1 protein-coding gene is annotated in these 20,124 nt (G+C 76.0%); it reads right to left on the reverse strand.

Annotation, left to right across the window (positions count from 1 at the left end; all coding sequences use genetic code 11):
* Positions 1–50: 50 nt before the first annotated feature.
* Complete coding sequence (locus AB0I16_RS19620; RefSeq protein ID WP_363250692.1) at positions 51–20,114, reverse strand: non-ribosomal peptide synthase/polyketide synthase; 20,064 nt, start codon at positions 20,112–20,114, stop codon at positions 51–53.
* Between the last annotated feature and the right edge of the window lie 10 nt (positions 20,115–20,124).

A 20,124-nucleotide genomic window follows, 5' to 3' on the forward strand; every position in this document is an offset into this window, starting at 1 on the left:
GCCGTGCCGGACGGTTCGCCGGGGCGGTGCCGCGCGGGGCCGGGGTCGTGTCACCGGCCTCCCCGGGCGTGCCGGGCGAGGTGGCGCAGGGCCTCGGCGAAGTCCTCCGCCGCCCGGCGTACGGCCGCCGTGTCGTGCAGTCCTGGCCGGTGGTGCCAGGTGAAGGCGAGCCTGCCGTGCTGCACCGCGCCCACCACCTCCACCGGATGGGAGCCGGGGTCCCGCAGGTCGTGGTCCTGGCCGAAGGAGCCGTGTTCGGCGCGGACCAGGCCGCCGTCCGCCGTCTCGGGGCGCGCGTCCCACTGGCCGAGGTAGTTGAACACGACCTGGCTGTGGGCCTGGGCGCCGAGGCGCTCGCGGACCTCGGGCGGGCCGAAGGTGCGCAGGGCGCCGTAGCCGATGCCGTTGCCGGGCACGGCGCGCATCTGCCGGCGGACCGACTTCACCAGGGACCGCCAGTCGCGGTCGGGGCCGAGGCCGCCGGGGCCCGGCACGTGGAGGGCGACCGGGTAGACCGTGGTGAACCAGCCGACGGTGCGCGAGAGGTCGACGCCGTCGAGCAGGTCTTCGCGGCCGTGGCCCTCCAGGTCCAGGCGGACGCGGTCGTGGCCGGTCCAGCGGGACAGGGCCAGGGCGAGCGCGGTCAGCAGGACGTCGTTGACCCGGGTGCGGTAGGCGGTGGGCGCGGAGCGCAGCAGGGCCGTGGTGTCGTCCTCGTCGAGTTCCACGCTCACCGTGGCCGCCGGTGCGTCGCCGGCCGCCGTTGCCGGGTCCGCCGGGGCGGGCTCGGCGCCCACCGTCTGCTCCCAGTGCGGCAGTTCGTGGTCGAGGCCGCCCTCGGCGACGTGCGCGGCCAGGCGAGTGGACCATTCGCGGAAGCTGGTGCCGCGCTCGCCCAGTGCGACCGGTTCGCCCTGGAGGGCCTGGCGGTAGGCGGTCTCCAGGTCGTCGCGCAGGACGCGCCAGGAGACGGCGTCCACCACCAGGTGGTGGGCGATGAGGAGGAGGTACACGGGCCGGTCCGGGTCACCGGTGAACAGGGCCGCCCGCAGGTGCGGGCCCCGGGCCAGGTCGAAGCTCGCGTGGAGTTCGTCGGCGGCCTTCGCCATCGCCGCGTCGGCGTCCTCGGAGGACAGCCCGGTCAGGTCATGTCGTACGAGGATGTCGGGGGTGTCGTCGCCGGCGGCGGGCGGCGGGTTGTACTGCCGCCAGCCGTGTGCGTCGCGGGTGAAGCGCATGCGCAGCGCGTCGTGGTGTTCGAGGAGGGCGTCGAGCGCGGTGCGCAGGGCGCGCGGGTCGGGTCCGCCGTCGAGTTCGAGCAGCGCCGACTGGTTGAAGTGGTGGTGGGCCGCGCGGGGCGTGGTCAGGAACCACTCCTGGATCGGGGTGAGCGGTACCTCGCCGGTCACCGGGCCCTCGGCGGAGCGCCGGGGCGCGGTACGGACCACGGTGGCGAGTTCGGCGACGGTCTGGTGCGTGAACAGGTCCCGGGTGGCCACGTGCAGCCCGTCGCGGCGCATCCGGGAGACGACCTGCATGCTCAGGATGGAGTCGCCGCCCAGGGCGAAGAAGTTGTCCTCCGCGCCGACCTCGGAGAGGCCCAGCACGTCGGCCCAGATGCGGGCGATGCGGCGTTCGGTGTCGGTGCGCGGCGCGGTCCGCGGGCCGTCCGCGGCCAGGGCCGGGCCGGGTGCGGGCAGCGCCCGCCGGTCGGTCTTGCCGTTCGGGGAGAGCGGCAGCCGGTCGAGCGGCACGAAGACCGAGGGCACCATGTGCGGCGGCAGCGTCTCGGCCAGGTGCAGGCGGAGTTCCCCGGTGGGCAGCGCGGTCGCGGAGGAGTCGGTGCCCGGGGAGGCGGTCCCGGACGGCTCGGGGCGGGTGTGTCCGGTGGCGGGCGGCTCCGGTACGACGTAGGCGACGAGGCGGGCCGGGGTGCCGGGCCCGTCCGCCGTCCGGACGGCCACGGCCGCGTCCCGCACCAGCGGACTGCGGCGCAGGGCGCTCTCGATCTCGCCGGGCTCGATGCGATAGCCGCGCAGTTTGACCTGGTCGTCGGCGCGTCCCGCGTACCGCAGTTGACCGTCGGTGCTCCAGCGGACCAGGTCGCCCGTGCGGTACATCCGCTCCCCCGGCGCGCCGAACGGGTCGGGCAGGAAGCGCTGGGCGGTGAGGCCCGGCCGGCCCAGGTAGCCGCGGGCCAGGCCGGGCCCCGCGATGTACAGCTCGCCGGTCACGCCGGGCGGCACGGGGCGCAGGGCGGTGTCGAGCACGTACACGCGGCTGCCGCCGGACGGGCGGCCGATGGGCGGGGCGCCGGTGCCCGGGGCCAGCGGTCCCGTCCAGGTGGCGACGACGGTGGCCTCGGTGGGGCCGTAGGAGTTGACCATCCGGCGCCCGGGGGCCCAGGTGTCGACGAGGTCGGCCGGGCATGCCTCGGCGCCGACGATGAGGGTGCGCAGATGGGGCAGGGCTGCGGCGGTCTGCGCCGGCAGGGTGGCCAGTGCCGCCGGCGGGATCAGCGTGTGGCTGACGCGCCGTTCGGCGAGTACTTCCGCCAGCCGCTCCCCCACCAGCGGTCCTTCCTCGCCCGTGACCAGCGTGGCCCCGCTAAGCAGGGAGACGCACAGTTCGAGGACGGAGGCGTCGAAGCTCGGGGAGGCGAACTGGAGGACCCGGTCGCCGGCGCCCGCCGCGTACTGCTCGGTGGCCGCCGCGGCGAAGGATGCCAGGCCCCGGTGGGTGACCACGACGCCCTTGGGTGTGCCGGTGGAGCCCGAGGTGTAGATGACGTAGGCGGGGTGGGCGGGGGTGAGCGTGCCGCCGCGGTCGGCGTCCGTGGGCGCGGTCGTCGGCCCGTCGGCGGACCACACCTGGGCGGGGTCGTCGAGGACGAGGTGGGCGCCCGCGTCCGCGAGCATGAACTCCTTTCGCTGCGGCGGGTAGTCGGGGTCCACGGGCAGGAAGGCCCCGCCTGCCTTGGCGACGGCGAGCTGCGCCACCACGGCGGCTGCCGAGCGCGGCAGCGCCAGGGCCACCACGCGCTCGGGTCCGACGCCGTCGCGCAGGAGGCGGTGGGCCAGCCGGTTGGCGGCGCGGTCCGTCTCGGCGTAGGTCAGTTCCCGCTCGCCGTCGATCAGCGCCACGGCGTCCGGGGTGCGGGCCGCCTGCGCTTCGAACAGGGCGGGCAGGGTGGACTCGGGTACCGGGCGGAAGGTGCCCCGGCCCTGCTCCAGGAGGCTCGCCGTCTCGTCGGCGGAGGTCAGCGGCAGTGCGCCGAGGGGGCGGCAGGGGTCATCGGCGATGGCGTGCAGCCAGGTGCCGAGCTGTTCCGCCATCCGTTCGGCCGTGGCCGCCTCGAACAGGTCGGTGTTGTAGGTGAGCAGGGCGTGCAGCTCGCCGGAGCCGGTCTCGGCGAACTCCAGGGTGAGGTCGAACGCGGCCTGCTCCGATTCGGGTTCGACGTCGGTGACCTCCAGGCCCGGCAGGTCGAGGGCGACGGCGGGGGTGTTCTGGAGGACGACCATGACCTGGAAGAGCGGGCTGCGGCTGGTGTCGCGGACGGGCTGCACCTCGTCCACGACCCGTTCGAACGGCACGTCCTGGTGGGCGAAGGCGTCCAGGACGGTCCGCCGTACGTCGCCGAGGAAGTCGGTGAAGGGCCGGCCGGCCTCGGCGCGGGAGCGCAGCACCAGGGTGTTGACGAAGAAGCCGACGAGGGCCTGGGTCTCGGGCCGGTCGCGGCCGGCGTTGACCGTGCCGACGGTGATGTCCCGGCTGCCGGTGAGCCTGGCGAGGTAGCTCTGGGCGGCGGCCACGAGCGTGGTGAACAGGGTGGTGCCGTGGTCCCGGGCGAGCCGGGCGAGCCGTCCGGCGGTCGTGGCGGGCACCACCAGGCGGGTCGTCGCGCCGGCGCTGGTGCGCACCGGGGGGCGGGGCCGGTCGGTGGGCAGCTCCAGCGGTGGGGTGTCGGCCAGGTGTTCCTTCCAGTAGGCGAGGTGTTCGTGGGCCTCGGTGTCGCCGGTGGTGCGCTGCCAGTGGGCGTAGTCGGCGTACTGCACCGGCAGCGGCGCCAACGCGTCCTGCCGCACTCCGCGTTCGGCTCGGTAGAAGTGTGCGAGGTCGCCGAGCAGGACGGCGGTGGACCAGCCGTCGGTGACGATGTGGTGCAGGGCGAGGGTGAGGACGTGCTCGTCCTCGGCGAGCCGCAGCAGTCCGGCGCGCAGCAGCGGTCCCTCGCGCAGGTCGAAGGGGCGCAGGCGTTCCTCGGCGAGCAGGCGGCGCACGGCCGGTTCCCGCTCCCCCGTGCCGAGCCGGGACAGGTCGTGCACGGGCAGCGGCACGTCGTGGGGCGGGTGGACGCGCTGGATGCCGTGTCCGTCGACGCTGTCGAAGGTGGTGCGCAGCGACTCGTGCCGGGCCACCACGGCGGTGAGGGCGGCGCGCAGCGCGTCGGTGTCCAGGGTGCCGCGCAGCCGCAGGGCGAGCGCGGTGACGTACTCGGTGCCGCCGGGCTCGAACTCGTGCAGGAAGTACAGGCGCTGCTGGGCGTGGGACATCGGCGCGACCGCGTCACGGGCGAGGGGGACGAGCGCCGGTCGGCCGGAACCGCGCCGCTCCCCGATCAGGCGGGCCAGGGCGGCCGGTGTGGGGTGGGTGAACACGGCGCGCGGTGTGACGTCGGTGCCGAAGGCCTCGGCCAGGCGGGAGGCCAGCCGGATGCTGAGGATGGAGTCGCCGCCGAGCTGGAAGAAGTCGTCCTCCACGCCGGGCGGTTCGCTGGCCAGGACCTCGCCGAAGACCTCGGCCGTGCGGCGCTCGGCGTCGGTGCGCGGCTCGGTGCGTCCGCGGCCCGGCGCGGCCTCCGGTGCGGGCAGGGCGGCCCGGTCGACCTTGCCGTTGCGGCTGAGGGGCAGCGCGGTGAGCGGGACGACGGTGGTGGGCACCAGGTAGTCGGGGAGGGTGCGGGCGGCGAAGGACCGCAGTGCCTCGCCGTCCCGGCCGGCCGGTCCGACGACGTAGGCGACGAGCCGCCTGGCTCCGGGGCGGTCCTCGCGGGCGAGGACGGCCACGTCGAGGACGTCGGGGTGGGCGGCGAGCGCGGCCTCGACCTCGCCGGGCTCCACCCTGAAGCCGCGGATCTTCACCTGGTCGTCGGCGCGGCCGAGGAACTCGACGGTGCCGTCGGGGCGCCGTCGCGCCAGGTCGCCCGTGCGGTACATGCGGGCTCCGGCGGGACCGAGCGGGTCGGCGAGGAAGCGGGCGGCGGTCTCGCCCGGGCGGCCCAGGTAGCCCCGGGCGACGCCCTCGCCGGCCAGGTACAGCTCGCCCGGGCAGCCCGGCGGGACGGGGCGCAGCCGGGTGTCGAGGATGAGCGCCCGCATGTCGTCCAGCGGTTGCCCGACGGGGATCGTGGCGGGCACCGCCGCCGGGTCGGTGAGGGCGAAGGACGTCGCGAAGGTGGTGGTCTCGGTGGGGCCGTAGCCGTCGACGACGGTCAGGCCGGGGCAGGCGTCGAGGACCCGGCGCACGGCCTGTGCCGGGACGACGTCACCGCCGGTCCACACCTGTGTGAGGCCGCGGAAGCAGTCGGGCGTGTCCTGGGCCAGGAGCCGGAAGAGCCCGGCGGTCAGCCAGAGCGCGGTCAGTCCGCCGTCGGCGGCGAGCCGGCGCAGCGCGGCTCCGTCGAGGCCGCCGTCCGGGGCCACGACGACGCGGCCGCCGTTCAGGAGCGGGGCCCACACCTCGAAGGTGGCGGCGTCGAACGCGACCGGCGAGTGCAGCAGCACGCGGTCGCAGACCCCGCCGGTGAACCGGCTGTCGGTGGCCAGCGCCGCCACGTCCCGGTGCCGCACCGCGACCGCCTTGGGCAGTCCGGTGGAGCCGGAGGTGAACATCACGTACGCCAGCCGGTCGGGGTCGGCGGGCGGCATCGGCGGCACGGCCGGTGCGGGGTGGTCCGTCGCGCCGGGGCGGGCGTCCGCCACCTCCGGGGCGGTGAGCGCACGGGCGGCACCGGCCTGGGCGAGCAGGGTCCTGCGCCGCTCCTCGGGGGCGCGGGTGTCGACGGGTACGTAGGCGCCGCCGGCCATGAGGACCGCGAGCTGGGCGACGACGAGTTCGGCGGAGCGGTCGAGGAGCAGCGCCACCCTCTCCTCGGCGGCCAAGCCGCCGGCCCGCAGCCGGTCCGCCAGTGCGCGGGCCCAGTCGTGCAGCTCCCGGTAGGTCAGCCGGTCGCGGCCGTCGTCGACGGCGGTCGCGTGCGGGGTGCGCGTCGCCTGCTCGGTGAACAGGCCCACGGGGCTGTGCGGTGCGGTCCGGCGGGCGGTGGTGTTCCAGGCGGCCAGCAGGGTGCGGTCGGCCGGGGCGAGCACGTCCAGCTCGGCGAGGTCGGTGTCGAACCCGTCGGCGAGGGCGGTGAGCAGCCCGGCGAGGCGGTCCGCGGCGCGTTCGGCGGTGGCGGCGTCGAACAGCTCGGGGTCGTAGGCCAGGTCGTAGCCGAGGCGTTCGGCCAGGTGGGCGCGGAGGCACCAGGGGAAGGTGGTGGCGTCGTCGGCGCGCACCTCCTCGACCCGTACCCCGGTGCGGGCCGTCGCCGACTCGTCCACGGGGTAGTTCTCGAAGACCACCATGCTGTCGAACAGCGCTTGGCCCGTCGGCACCTCGCTCGCGGCCTGGATGCGGGGCAGGGCGAGGAAGTCGAAGCGGCGGGCCTCGCTCTGGTGTTCCTGGAGCTCGCGCAGCCACGCCCGCACCGGCCCGGCGGCGGGTATGCGGGCCCTGGCCGGGACCGTGTTGATGAACATGCCGATCATGCCTTCGACGCCGGGCAGTTCGGCCGGCCGGCCGGAGACGGTGGTGCCGAAGACCACGTCGTCGCGTCCGCCCGAGCGGGCGAGGAGCAGCGCCCAGGCGCCCTCCACCACCGTGTTCACGGTCACTCCGGCGCGGGCGGCGGTCTCTCGCAGTCGCCGGGAGACGTCGGCGTCCAGTTCGTGGTGGACGGCCTCCGTGGAACGGGCGCGGTGGGCCTCGGCCGGGTTGCGGTCGTACGGCAGCGGGGTGCGGGCGGTGAACCCGGCGAGGGCGTCGCCCCAGAACTGTTCCGCCGCCGTCTCGTCCTGCTCCCGCAGCCAGTGCAGGAAGTCGGCGAAGGGGCGCCGTGCCGGGGGCGCCTGGTCGGGGCCGCCGGTGAGCGCGGCGTAGCGCTCGCACACCTCGGTGAGGAGCTGTCCGGTGCTCCAGCCGTCGAGGACGATGTGGTGGGTGGACCACACGAGGAGCACCTCGTCGCCGGGCAGGGCGGCCAGGGTCAGCCGGGTGAGCGGCGCCGTGGCGAGGTCCAGGCCCGCGGCGCGGTCCTCGGCGAGCAGCCGCTCGGTGGCCGCGGCGCGCTCGGCGGGCGCGAGCGTACGCCAGTCGAGGTGGCGCACGGGCAGTTCGGCGTGGCGGTGGACCACCTGGACCGGGTGCGGCAGGCCCTGCCAGTGGACGCTGGTGCGCAGCGCCGGGGTGCGGTCGGCGACCTGCTGCCAGGCGGCGGCGAAGGCCCGCGGGTCGGCCACGCCGGACAGCCGTACGGCCGTGCGGTCGAAGTAGGCGTGCTCGCTGTCCACGAGGCCGTGGAAGAGCATGCCGGACTGGAGCGGGGTGAGCGGCAGGACGTCCTCGGCGTGCCTGCCGGTGCCCAGGAGCCGGTCGAGCTGCTCCTGGCCGAGGCCGGCGAGGGGGAAGTCGGAGGGGGTGCGCCCGCCCGCCTCGGGGTGCGCGCAGTGCGCCACGATCTCCCGCAGGGCCGTGAGGGTGTCCTGGGCGAGCCGGTCGATGGTGGCCTGGTCGTAGACGGCGGCGGGGTAGGTGAAGCCGAGTTCGAGGCGGCCCTGCTGGACCACGCCGGTGATGTCGAGGACGTAGGGGCGGTGTTCGTCCGGGTCGGTGTCGATGCCGGCCGGGGGCAGGGCGCCGCGGAACAGGCCGTCGGGGGTGTCGGTGTCCCATTGGCCGTGGTAGTTGAAGCCGACCTGCGGGGCGGGGGCGGCGGCGAGCGGGCCGCCGGGCACGAGGTGGCGCAGGGCGCCGTGGCTCAGGCCGTGCAGCGGCACGGCGCGCAGTTGTTCCTTCACCGCGCGCAGGGTGTCGTGCCAGCCTGCGTCCGGGGCCACGCGCAGGGCGAGCGGGAACTCGGCGGTGAACCAGCCGACGGTCCGCGACAGGTCCACGTCGGCGAACAGCTCCTCCCGGCCGTGGCCCTCGACGCCGAGCAGGACGCCGTCGCGTCCGCACCAGCGGGCCAGGGTACGGCCGAGGGCGCTGAGCAGGACGTCGTTGACCTGGGTGCGGTAGGCCCGCGGGACCTCGCGGAGCAGGGCCCCGGTGGTCTCCGCGTCGAGGGTGACGGTGCGGGTGGCCGCGGTGGCGTGGGTGTTCGGGCCGGGGCGGCCCGCGGGCAGTGCGGCCGGCACCGTGCCGGTGTCCGTCCAGTACGGCAGGTCGGTGTCGAGCGCGCCGGAGCGGGTGTGCTGCTCCAGGCGGGCGGCCCAGCGGCCGTAGGAGGTGCCCGTGGGGGGCAGTTCCACGGGGCGGCCGAGCGCCGCCGCGCGCTGCGCGGTCTCCAGGTCCGCGAGCAGGATGCGCCAGGAGACGCCGTCGATGACCAGGTGGTGGGCGGTGACGACGAGTTGTCCCGGCTGTCCGGGGCCGCGGTCGAGGAACAGCACGCGCACCACACGCCCCGCGGTGGGGTCGAGGGCGGCTTGTGCCTCGTCCGTCAGCCGCTGGACCCGGTCCTCCAGTGCCGCGTCGTCGAGGCCGGCCACGTCGTGCCGGGTGAAGACGCCGTCCGGCGCCTCGGGCAGGACCTCCTGGCACCAGCCGTCGGCGGTACGGCGGAAGCGGGTGCGCAGGGCGGCATGGTGGCCGACGAGGGCGTCCGTGGCGGCCCGCAGCGTCGGGCCGGCGGTGTCCGGGGCGAGTTCGAGGCGCTGGGTCATGGTGAACCGCAGCCGTTCCCCGGGGGTGCGGCCGTCGAGATACCAGTGCTGGATCGGGGTGAGCGGTGCCTCCGCCGGCTCCTCGGCGGTGTCCGCAGGCGGGGCCGACTCCTGTACCCGCAGGGCGAGTTCGGCGACCGTCTGGTGGCGGAAGACGTCCTTGGTGGCGAGGACCAGGCCGGCCTGCCGGGCGCGGGAGACGATCTGGATGCTCAGGATGGAATCACCGCCGAGCGCGAAGAAGTTGTCGCGGGCGCCGACGCGTTCGACACCCAGCACCTCCGCCCAGATCCCGGCCAGGATCTCCTCCGTGCCGGCCCGGGGGGCGACGTGGGGTGTGCCGATCTCGGGCTGTGCGGGCGGGGCGGGCAGGGCGCGCCGGTCCGTCTTGCCGCTGGTGGTGCGCGGGATGCGGGCCAGCGGGACGAACGCCGTGGGCACCATGTGGTCGGGCAGGGTGCGGCGCAGCGCGAGGCGCAGCGCGTCCGAGGACGGGACGCGGCCGGTGGCGGCGACGACGTAGCCGACGAGCATGGGGCGTCCGGCGTTCTCGCGGACGGCGACCGCGGCGTCGGCGACGTCCGGGTGGGCGAGGAGAGCGGCCTCCACCTCGCCGGGCTCGATGCGGAACCCGCGGATCTTGACCTGTTCGTCGGTCCGGCCCAGGAACTCCAGGCGTCCGTCGCGGTCCCAGCGGACCCGGTCCCCGGTGCGGTACATCCGCTCGCCGGGCGCCCCGAACGGGTCGGCGGCGAAGCGGGACGCGGTCAGGCCGGGCCGGTTCAGGTAGCCGCGGGCCACCTGCGCCCCGGCCAGGTACAGCTCACCGGGCGTGCCGGGGGGCACCGGACGCAGGGCGGCGTCCAGGACGTGGGCGCGCAGGTTGCCGCCGGGGCGGCCGATGACCGGGCGGTGCGGCTGGTCGGCGCAGCGGCCGTAGACGGCGTCGACGGTGGTCTCGGTGGGCCCGTACATGTTGTACACCGCCACGCCCAGGTCCTGTTCGGCGCGTACGAGGTCGCGCCAGTCGCCGGGGGTGAGGGCCTCACCGCCGACGAGCAGCAGGCGCGGGCGGTGCCGGCCGGCGGCCAGCAGTCCGGCGGCGGTGAGTTCGCGCAGGTAGGTGGGGGTGACGTTGACCCAGTCGAGCCGGTGTTCGACGACGTGGGCGCAGAACGCCCGCGGGTCCAGGCGTACGTCCTCGTCGATCAGGTGGACCTCGTGGCCCAGGGCGAGGAGCAGTGGTCCTTCCCAGGAGGTGTCGAAGGAGAAGGAGGCGCTGAGCGCGGCCCGCAGCCGCTGTCCGCCGGCGGTGTGCGGGGCGAGCAGGCCCGCCCGGTGATCGTGGCAGAGGTTGACCAGGTTGCGGTGCTCGACGACGACGCCCTTGGGGCGGCCGGTGGAGCCGGAGGTGTAGATGATGTAGGCGGCGTGCTGCGGCAGCAGGGGCCGGGCGCGGTCGGTGTCGGTCGGGTCGTGGGCGGGCAGCCGGTCCCAGGGCACCGCGTCGAGGCCGGTCAGGAGGGTGTGCGGGCGGGCGTCGCCGAGGAGGAGGTCCTGCCGTTCGGCGGGGAGCTCGGGGTCCAGGCAGAGCAGGGTGGCGCCCGCCTTGAGGACGGCGAGCACGGCCACCATCAGGTCGGAGGTGCGGGGCAGCCGGACGGCGACCACGTCCTCGGGTCCCGCGCCCCCGGCGATGAGGTGGTGGGCGAGCCGGTTGGCGCGCTGGTTCAGCGCGGCGAAGTCGAGGGTGGCGTCGCGGGCGGCCAGGGCGGTGAGCGCGGGGGTGCGGGCGGCCTGGGCCTCGAACAGGGCGGGGAAGGTGGTGTCGGGCTCCGGCAGCCGGACGCCCTCTCCGTGGCGCAGGACCTGCTGCCGCTCGTCGTCGGTCATCAGCGGCAGCGCGCCCACGCTCTGCCCGGGGTCGGCGGCGACGGCCTCCAGGAGGACGCGCAGCCGGGCGGCGAGGCGTTCGGCGGTGTCGGCGTCGAACAGGCCGGTGCTGTACTCCAGGTGGCCGGTGAGTCCTCCGTCGTCCTCCACGAAGTCGAAGGCGAGGTCGTGGGTGGCGGTCCGCACCGGCGGGGTCACCGGCTCCGCCGTCAGGCCGGGCAGCCGGAGCGGCTCGGTACCGAGGTTGTGCAGGGCGACCATGACCTGGAAGAGCGGGGTGCGGCTGGTGTCGCGCTCGGGCTGGACGGCGTCCACCACGCGTTCGAAGGGCACCTCCTGGTGGGCGAACGCCTCCAGGACGGTGTCGCGCACCTCGGCGAGCAGGTCACGGAACGGCACGCCGGGACGTACCCGGGCGCGCAGCACCAGCGTGTTGACGAACATGCCGACCAGGTCGTGCAGTTCGGTCCGGTCGCGGCCCGCGGTGACGGTGCCGACGGTGACGTCCTCCTGGTCGGCCCAGCGGGCGAGGAGGGTCTGGCAGGCCGCCACCAGCGTCATGTAGAGGGTGGCGTCCGCCTCGCGCGCCCGTTCGCGCAGCCGCTCGGTGAGCGCGGCGGGCAGGGTGAAGGTCACCAGGGCGCCCTCGCGGGTGCGGACGGCCGGGCGGGGCCGGTCGGTGGGCAGTTCCAGCGGGCTCACGCCGTCCAGGGCCCGGCGCCAGTGGGCGAGTTCGGCCTCCGCGCGGTCGGCGCGTGAACGCTGCCAGGCGGCGTAGTCGCCGTAGCGGACGGGCAGGCCGGGCAGGACCGGGCGGCGGTCCTCCAGGGCTGCCGCGTACAGCTCGCCCAGATCGCGGGCCAGTACACCGCCGGACCAGCCGTCGGTGACGATGTGGTGCACGGCCAGGACGAGGACGTGCTCGTCGGGGGCGCACCGGGCCAGGTGGGCCCGGAGCAGGGGGCCGGTGGCCAGGTCGAAGGGGTCGGCGGCGATCCGGTCCACCAGGGCGTCCAGGGCGGCGGCGTCCGCGAGGACCGTCACCGGCAGGTCGACGGGCCGGGGCGGGTGGACGGTCTGCCGGGCCTGTCCCTCGTGCTCGGCGAACGTGGTGCGCAGCGTCTCGTGCCGGGCCACCACGCCGTCCAGGGCGGTGCGCAGGGCGGCCTGGTCCAGCGGGCCGCGCAGCCGCAGCACGGACAGGGTGGTGAACTCCGTGCCGCCCGGCTCGAACCGGTCGAGGAACCACAGGCGCTGCTGGGCGTACGACAGGGGCGCCGGGGTGCCGGGGGCGGTGGCCGGGATGGCGTCGGCGGTGTCCGTACCCCGCGGTTCGCCCAGGGCGGACGCGAGGTCCCGGAGCGTGGGGTGGGTGAACAGCAGCCGGGGCGACACCTCCGTGCCGAAGGCGGCGCGCAGCCGGGAGGTGACGCGGACGGCGAGGATCGAGTCGCCGCCGAGGGCGAAGAAGTCGTCGTCGGCGCCGACCTCGCCGGTGTCGAGCACGTCGGTCCAGGCGGCGGCGACGAGCCGTTCGGCCGGGGTGCGCGGCGGGGTCCGCGTGCCGTCGGCGGCGAAGCCGTCGGGTCCCGGCGCGGGCAGGGCGCGCCGGTCGAGCTTGCCGTTGGCGGTGAGCGGCAGCGCGTCCAGCGGCACGTAGGCGGCGGGCACCATGTGCGCGGGCAGCAGACCTTCGAGATACGCGCGGAGTTCGGCCGCGGGCGGCGGCGTGGCGCGCTCCCCGGCCTTCCGGTGCTCCCCGTGCTCCCCTCGCTCTCCGGAGCCGGAGCGGGAGCCGGCGTCGGCGCCGGTGCCGACGCCGACGACGTGGGCGACGAGGCGCCGCGTCCCCGCGGTGTCCTCGTACACGCCGACGGCAGCCGCGCCGATGCCCGGGTGGCCGTGCAGGGCGGCCTCGATCTCGCCCGGCTCGATGCGGTAGCCGCGGATCTTGACCTGCTGGTCGGCGCGGCCCAGGTACTCCAGGGTGCCGTCGGCCCGCCAGCGGGCCCGGTCCCCGGTGCGGTACATGCGGCTGCCCGGCCGGCCGAACGGGTCGGCGGGGAAGCGGGCCGCTGTCAGCCCCGGCCGGTTGAGGTAGCCGCGCGCCAGGCCCTCCCCGGCGACGAACAGTTCGCCCACGGCGCCCGGCGGCACCGGCTGGAGCGTGCCGTCGAGGACGTAGAGCCGCAGGTCGGAGATGCCGGTGCCGATGGGGCTCGCGGCGCGGGAGCGGGTGGCCGCGCGGTCGAGGGGGGCGTAGGTGACGTGCACGGTGGTCTCGGTGATGCCGTACATGTTGACCAGGCGGGGCGCGGTGTCCTGGTGCCGGGCGTACCAGTCGGCGAGCCTGCCGACGTCCAGTGCCTCACCGCCGAAGATCACCGTGCGCAGTGCGAGGCGGTCGCCGACGCCGGGGAGTTCGGCGTCGGCGCGGATCAGCGGGTAGAACGCGGACGGCGTCTGGTTGAGGACGGTGACCTGCTCGTCGGCGAGCAGGCGCAGGAAGTCCTCCGGGGAGCGCGCGGTGTCCTCGGGGACGATCACGAGCCGCCCGCCGTGCAGCAGCGGCCCCCACAGCTCCCACACCGAGAAGTCGAAGGCGTAGGAGTGGAACAGCGTCCACACGTCGTCGGCCGTGAAGTCGAACCAGTGCCGGGTGCGGGTGAACAGGCGGACCACGTTGGCGTGCGGGACGACCACGCCCTTGGGGCGGCCGGTGGAGCCGGAGGTGTAGATGGCGTAGGCGGGGCTCTCGGGCAGCGCGCGCCTGGCCGGCCCCGCGGCCGGGCGGCCGGCCAGGTCGGCACGGACCCGCGGGTCGTCGAGCAGCAGACGCGGTACGTCCGTGCCGGCCGCGCCCTGCCCCGTGGTGACCAGCGCCACGGGACCGGCGTCGGCGAGCATGTGCCGTACGCGCTCCGCGGGCAGCCGGGGGTCGACGGGCAGGTACGCGGCGCCGGTCTTGAGCACGGCGAGGACGGCCACGACGAGGTCGGCGGAGCGGGGCAGCGCGAGGGCCACGAACGTCTCGGGGCGGGCGCCGAGTTCGGCGAGCCGGTGGGCGAGGCGGCTCGACCGGGTGTCCAGGGTGGCGTAGTCGAGCCGTTCGTCGCCGCAGGTGAGCGCCTCGGCGTCCGGGGTGCGGGCGGCCTGGGCGGTGAACAGCGCGTCCAGCGTGTCGGCGGGGCGGCCCGACGCGGTGCCGTTCCAGTCGGTGAGCATCCGCCGCCGCTCGTCGGCGGTGGTCCAGGCGAGGGCGCGCACGGGCCGGCCGGGGTCGTCGGCCAGTTCCGTGAGCAGCAGGCAGAGCCGGTCGGCGAGGTCGCGTACGGTCGTGGTGTCGAACAGCTCCGGGTCGTAGGCGAGGTCGAAGCCGAACCGCTCCCCCTGGTAGGCCCGGAGGACCAGCGGGAAGTTGGTGGCGTCCCGGGAGGAGACGTCGGCGAGGCGTATCCCGGTCGTGGCCGAACGCGCCTCGTCGAAGGGGTAGTTCTCGAAGGCCACCATGCTGTCGAAGAGGGGGCTGCCGGCCGGCACGCCGCTCAGCGAGGTCAGCTCGGCGAGGGACACCGCCGCGAACCGTCGTGCCCGCGCCTGTTCCTCCTGGAGTTCCCGGAGCCACTCGGCGGCCGTGCGGCCGGCGTCCACGCGGACGCGGGTGGGCAGCGTGTTGATGAACATGCCCACCATCGCGTCGGCGCCGGGCAGGTCGTCGGGCCGTCCCGAGACGGTGGTGCCGAACAGGACGTCCGGTTCGGCGGCGTAGCGCGAGAGGAGCAGCGCCCAGGCGCCCTGCACCACGGTGCCGAGGGTGAGTCCGGCCGTCCGCGCGGTGCGGGCGAGGCGGGCGGAGACCTCGTCGGACAGCGTGGCCGTGTGCACGTCGGCGGACCGGGTCTCGTGGCCGGGGCGCCGGGGCCGGTCGACGGGCAGCGGGGTGGGGGTGGTGAACCCGTCGAGGACGGTGCGCCAGTGCGCGTGGGCGGCCTCGGTGTCCTGGCCGGCGAGCCAGCGCACGTAGTCGCCGAACGGCCGGCGTGCCGGCGGCCGGGGTTCGGCGCCGGTGGTGAGCGCCGCGTACTCCTCGGACACCTCGGTGAGCACCTGGGCGAGGCTCCAGCCGTCCAAAATCAGGTGGTGGGAGGTCCACAGCAGGTGCAGCCGGGCGTCGGGGAGCCTGACGAGGGTGAGCCGCATCAGGGGTGCCGTGCCGAGGTCGAGGCCGCGGGCGAGGTCGTCGGCGCGCAGCCGGTCGAGCCGCTGCGTCCGCTCCGTCGCGTCGAGTTCGCGCCAGTCCAGTCGGGTGACGGGCACCTCGACGCGGCGGTGCACGACCTGGAGCGGCACCGGGACGCCCTCCCACACCACGGAGGTGCGCAGGGCGGGGGTGCGGTCGGTCACCCGCTGCCAGGCCAGGGCGAGCGCGTCCGGGTCGCTCACGCCCTCAAGGAGCAGCGCGGCCTGGTCGACGTACACGTCGTCGTCCCCGCCGACCAGCCGGTGGAAGAGCATGCCTTCCTGGAGCGGGGTGAGCGGCAGCAGGTCCTCGACGTCGCGGCCGTCGCCGGCGAGCCGGTCCACACCGGCCTGGTCCAGGCGGGCCAGCGGGAAGTCGGAGGGCGTGCGTCCGCCCGTGCCGGGGCGGGCGCAGTGCTCCGCGATGGCGGTGAGCGCCCGTGCCATGCCCGCTGCCAGGCCGCGGACGGTGTCCTCGCGGTGCACCTGGTCGCTGTAGTGCCAGGTGATCTCCAGTTCGCCGTCGGTCACCAGGGCGGACACGTCGAGGAGGTGGTCCAGCGGCGCGTCGGGGTCCACCTCGCGGCCGGGTACGTCGGCGACGGGCGCGAAGTCGCCTTCCGCGGGCGCCTCCCACTGCCCGTGGTAGGTGAAGCACACGTCGGGCAGCGGGAGTTCCGCGAGCGCGCGGGCCTCGGGCCGGTGCGAGCCGAGGTGGCCGAGGGCCTGGTGGCCGAGGCCGCGGCGGGGTACGGCGCGCAGCCGCTCCTTGACGGACTTGAGGGTGGTGCCCCAGTCGTCCCCTCCGGCCGGGTCCAGGGTGACCGGGTACTGGGTGGTGAACCAGCCGACCGTGCGGGACAGGTCGGCGCCCTCGTCGAGTTCCTCCTCGCGGCCGTGGCCCTCCAGGGCGACGGTCACCCGGTCGACGCCCGTCCAGTCGGCGAGGACCCGGCCGAGCGCGCTCAGCAGCACGTCGTTGACCTGGGTGCGGTACGCACTCGGCACCCGCCGCAGCAGTGCCTCGGTGGTGTCCCGGTCCACGCGGGTGCGGACGGTGCGCACGGAGCCGGCGAGCGGGGTGCCGGGCAGGTCGACGGGGAGCGGGGTGCGCGGCTGCGCCGCCTCCCGTGTCCAGTGGGGCAGGTCGTCGTCGAGGTCGCCGGCCAGGACCCGTTCGGTGAGGGTCCGCGCCCAGTCGGTGAACGGGGTGTGCTCGGGCTCCGGCAGGGGGTCCTCGCCGGCCGCCGCCCGCCGGTAGGCGTGGGCGAGGTCGGCGAGGAGTACGCGCCAGGAGACGCTGTCGACGGCCAGGTGGTGGGCGGTGAGGAACAGGCGCGGCCGTTCCCCGCCCGGCAGCAGGGCCGCGCGCAGCAGGGCACCGGTCGCCGGGTCAAGGGCCGCGCGGGCCGCTTCCGCCGCCTCGGCGGGTGCCGTTGCGGAGTCGTGGCGGGTGAGCAGTCCGGTCGCCGGGCCGGTGCCGGGGTGCTGCCGCCAGGTGCCGTCGGTGCGGGTGAAACGGGTGCGCAGGGCCGGGTGGCGGGCCACCACGGCGTGCAGGGCCCGGTCGAGGGCCTGTTCGTCGAGGTCGTACGGGAGGTCGAGCAGCATCGACATGGCGAAGTGCCGCAGCGGCCCGTGGGTGGCGAAGAACCACTCCTGGACGGGGGTGAGCGGGGCGGGCCCGTCCTCGTGCGCGCGGCGGGGCGCGGGTGCGGGGGAGATGCGGCGGGACGCGGCGGCGGCCAGGTCGGCGACCGTCTGGTGGCGGAAGACGTCCTGCGAGGTGATGCGCAGGCCCGCGGCGCGGGCGCGGGAGACGGCCTGCATGCTCAGGATCGAGTCGCCGCCCAGCTCGAAGAAGTTGTCCGTGACGCCCACCCGGGCCACGCCGAGCACCTCGGCCCAGATGCCGGCCAGGGCCTCTTCGCCGGGGGTGCGCGGGGCGACGGACTCCCGCTCGTCCGGGGTGCTCTCCGGTGCGGGCAGGGCACGGCGGTCCAGTTTGCCGCTGGTGGTCAGCGGCAGCGCGTCGAGGCAGGTGAAGGAGGAGGGGACCAGCGCGTCGGGCAGGACCTCGCGCAGGGCCGTCCGCAGGTCGGCGGGGGCGGGCCGGGGCGCGCCGGGCGGGGGGACGACGTAGGCGGCGAGACGGGCGTGGCCGTGCGGGTCGGGCAGGGCGACGACCGCGGCGGCGGACACGGCGGGCAGCGCCAGCAGGGCGGCCTCGATCTCGCCGGGCTCGATGCGGTGGCCGCGCACCTTGACCTGGTCGTCGGCGCGCCCGAGGTAGTCCAGGCGGCCGTCTGCGGTCCAGCGGGCCAGGTCGCCGGTCCGGTACATCCGCTCCCCCGGCCCGCCGAACGGGTCGGGCAGGAAGCGGGCCGCGGTCAGCCCCGGCCGTCCGGTGTAGCCCCGGGCGAGCTGGCCGCCCGCGAGGTACAGCTCGCCGCCGACTCCCGGCGGCACCGGACGGAGCCGGCCGTCGAGGACGTAGGCCCGCACTCCGGGCAGGGGGCGGCCCACCAGGGGGCGGTCACCGCCGTCGATGCGGCAGGACAGCGCGTCGACCGTGCACTCGGTGGGGCCGTAGAAGTTGTGGGCGGTCACGTCGGGGTGGGCGGCCAGTTCGCGCCAGAGCGCGGGGCCGATCGCCTCGCCGCCGAGCATGAGGACCCGGGGGTGGTGCCGGGGGTCGGTGAGCAGCCCGGCGGGCAGCAGCTGCCGCAGGTAGGACGGGGTGACGTCGAGGAAGTCGACGCGGTGCTCGACGACGTACTCGACCAGTGCGGCCGGGTCCATGCGGGTGGTCTCGTCGACCAGGTGCAGCGGGTGGCCGTCGGCCATCAGGAGCACGCCTTCGAGGGAGGTGTCGAAGGAGAAGGACGCGGTGAGCGCGGTCCGGAGCGGGCCGCCGCCCGCCTCGACGACGAACCCGGCCCGGTGGGCGGCCAGCAGGTGCGCCGCCGCGCGGTGGGTGACGGCGACGCCCTTGGGGCGGCCGGTGGAACCGGAGGTGTAGATGACGTACGCGGTGTGGTCCGCCAGGAGTGGGGCGCGCCGGTCGGCGTCGGTGGGATCGGTGTCCGGGGCGTCGGCGGGCGCGGCGCGCAGGGCCGGTTCGTCGAGGACCAGGGCCGGGCGGGCGTCGTCGAGGAGGAACCGTATCCGGTCCTCCGGCAGGGCCGGGTCCAGCGGGAGGTAGCCGGCGCCGGACTTCCAGACGGCGAGGATCGCGACGATCATGTCGGCGGTGCGCGGGAGCCGCAGGGCGACCAGCCGTTCGGGTCCCGCGCCGCGGGCGACGAGGTGGTGGGCGAGGCGGTTGGCGCGGGCGTTGAGCGTGGCGTGGTCGAGCCGTTCACCGCCCGCGACGAGCGCGAGGGCGTCGGGCGTCTCGGCCGCCCTGCGTTCGAACAGCTCGGGGCAGGTGGTGTCCGTGGCGGGGAGCGGGGCGGGGTTCCAGTCGTGGACGAGGCGCCGGGTCTCCTCGTCGGAGAGCAGGGGCAGGCTGTCCAGCGCCCGGTCCGGTTCGGCGCAGGCGCCCTCGACGAGGCGTATCAGCTGTCCGGCCATCCGCTCGGCCGTGGCCGCGTCGAACAGGTCGGTGCGGTATTCGAGCAGTCCGGTCAGGCCGTCGCCGTCCGGGACGAACTCGACGCTCAGGTCGAAGGTGGCCGCGTGCCGGGGCACGGTGACCGGGGTTGTGGCGAGGCCGCGGGGGGCGGTCGCGGCGGGCGGGTCGGGGTGGAGCAGGACCAGCACGTCGAACAGCGGGTTGCGGCCGGCCTCGCGGGGAGCGCCCACCGCCTCCACGATCCGTTCGAACGGGGTGTCGCCGTGGGCGAAGGCGTCGCCCACCGTCTCGGCCGCCTGTGCGAGCAGTTCGCGGAAGGACCCGGCCGCCTCTACGCGGGTGCGCAGCACGACGGTGTTCACGAAGAACCCGACGGTCCGTTCCAGGTCGGTGCGGGAGCGGCCGGGCGTGAGGGAGCCGACGGTGATGTCGTCCTGCCCGGACCAGCGGGCGAGGAGCGCCTGGGCGGCGGCGACGAGGGCGGTGTGCAGGGTGGTGTGCTGCTCCCTCGCCAGGTCGCGCAGGCGTGCGGTCAGGGGGGCCGGGACGGTGAAGGCGCTCACGGCGCCCTCACCCGCCTCCTCGCCGCGCCGCGGCCGGTCCAGGGGCAGCTCGGGCGCCACCGCCCCGGCCAGGCGCTGCCTCCAGTGGGCGAGTTCGCCTTCGAGGCGGGTGCCCGAGAGGCGGGCGCGCTGCCACACCGCGAAGTCCGGGTACTGCGTGGCCACCGGCGGCAGGGCGGGCGCGGCGCCCTGTGCGAGGGCGTCGTAGGCGGTGCACAGCTCGTCCAGGACGACACCCATGGACCAGCCGTCGGTGACGATGTGGTGGGCCGTGAGGAGCAGGACGTGGGAGGTGGCGGACTCGCGCAGCAGCAGGGCGCGGAACAGCGGGCCGTTGCGCAGGTCGAAGGGCCGGGAGTACTCCGCGAGGAGGTCCTTGTCGAGGTCGCCCGCGTCGCGGACCGGCAGCGGCACCGGGCCCGCCGGGTGGACGCGCTGCACCGGGCGGCCGTCGGTCTCGTCGAAGGTGGTGCGCAGCGCCTCGTGCCGGGCCACGACGGTCCGCAGGGCCTCGCCCAGTGCCGCCAGGCCGGGGGCGCCGGTGAGGCGGAGGGCGACCGCGCTGTTGTAGCGGGCGTCGCCGGGCCGCAGCTGGTCGAGGAACCACAGCCGCTGCTGCGCGAAGGACAGCGGCAGCGGGCGGTCCCGGTCGGCACGCGGTATGCCCTGCCGGGCGCCCGTGGCGGTGGAGCCGGCCCGTCCCGCGAGCCGCCGCCGCAGCGCCTCCCGCATCTCCTCGGGCAGGGCTTCGGCGCGGTCACGGCGGGAAGGGCGGGCGGTCTGGGAGGGACGTGCGGAGCCGGTGGCGCCCGAGGGGGAGTCGGGAGCGGAGTTCGAAGGGGTCGAAGACGTCATGGTCGTCGGT

Source organism: Streptomyces sp. NPDC050703 (assembly GCF_040654435.1).
Taxonomy (GTDB): Bacteria; Actinomycetota; Actinomycetes; order Streptomycetales; family Streptomycetaceae; genus Streptomyces.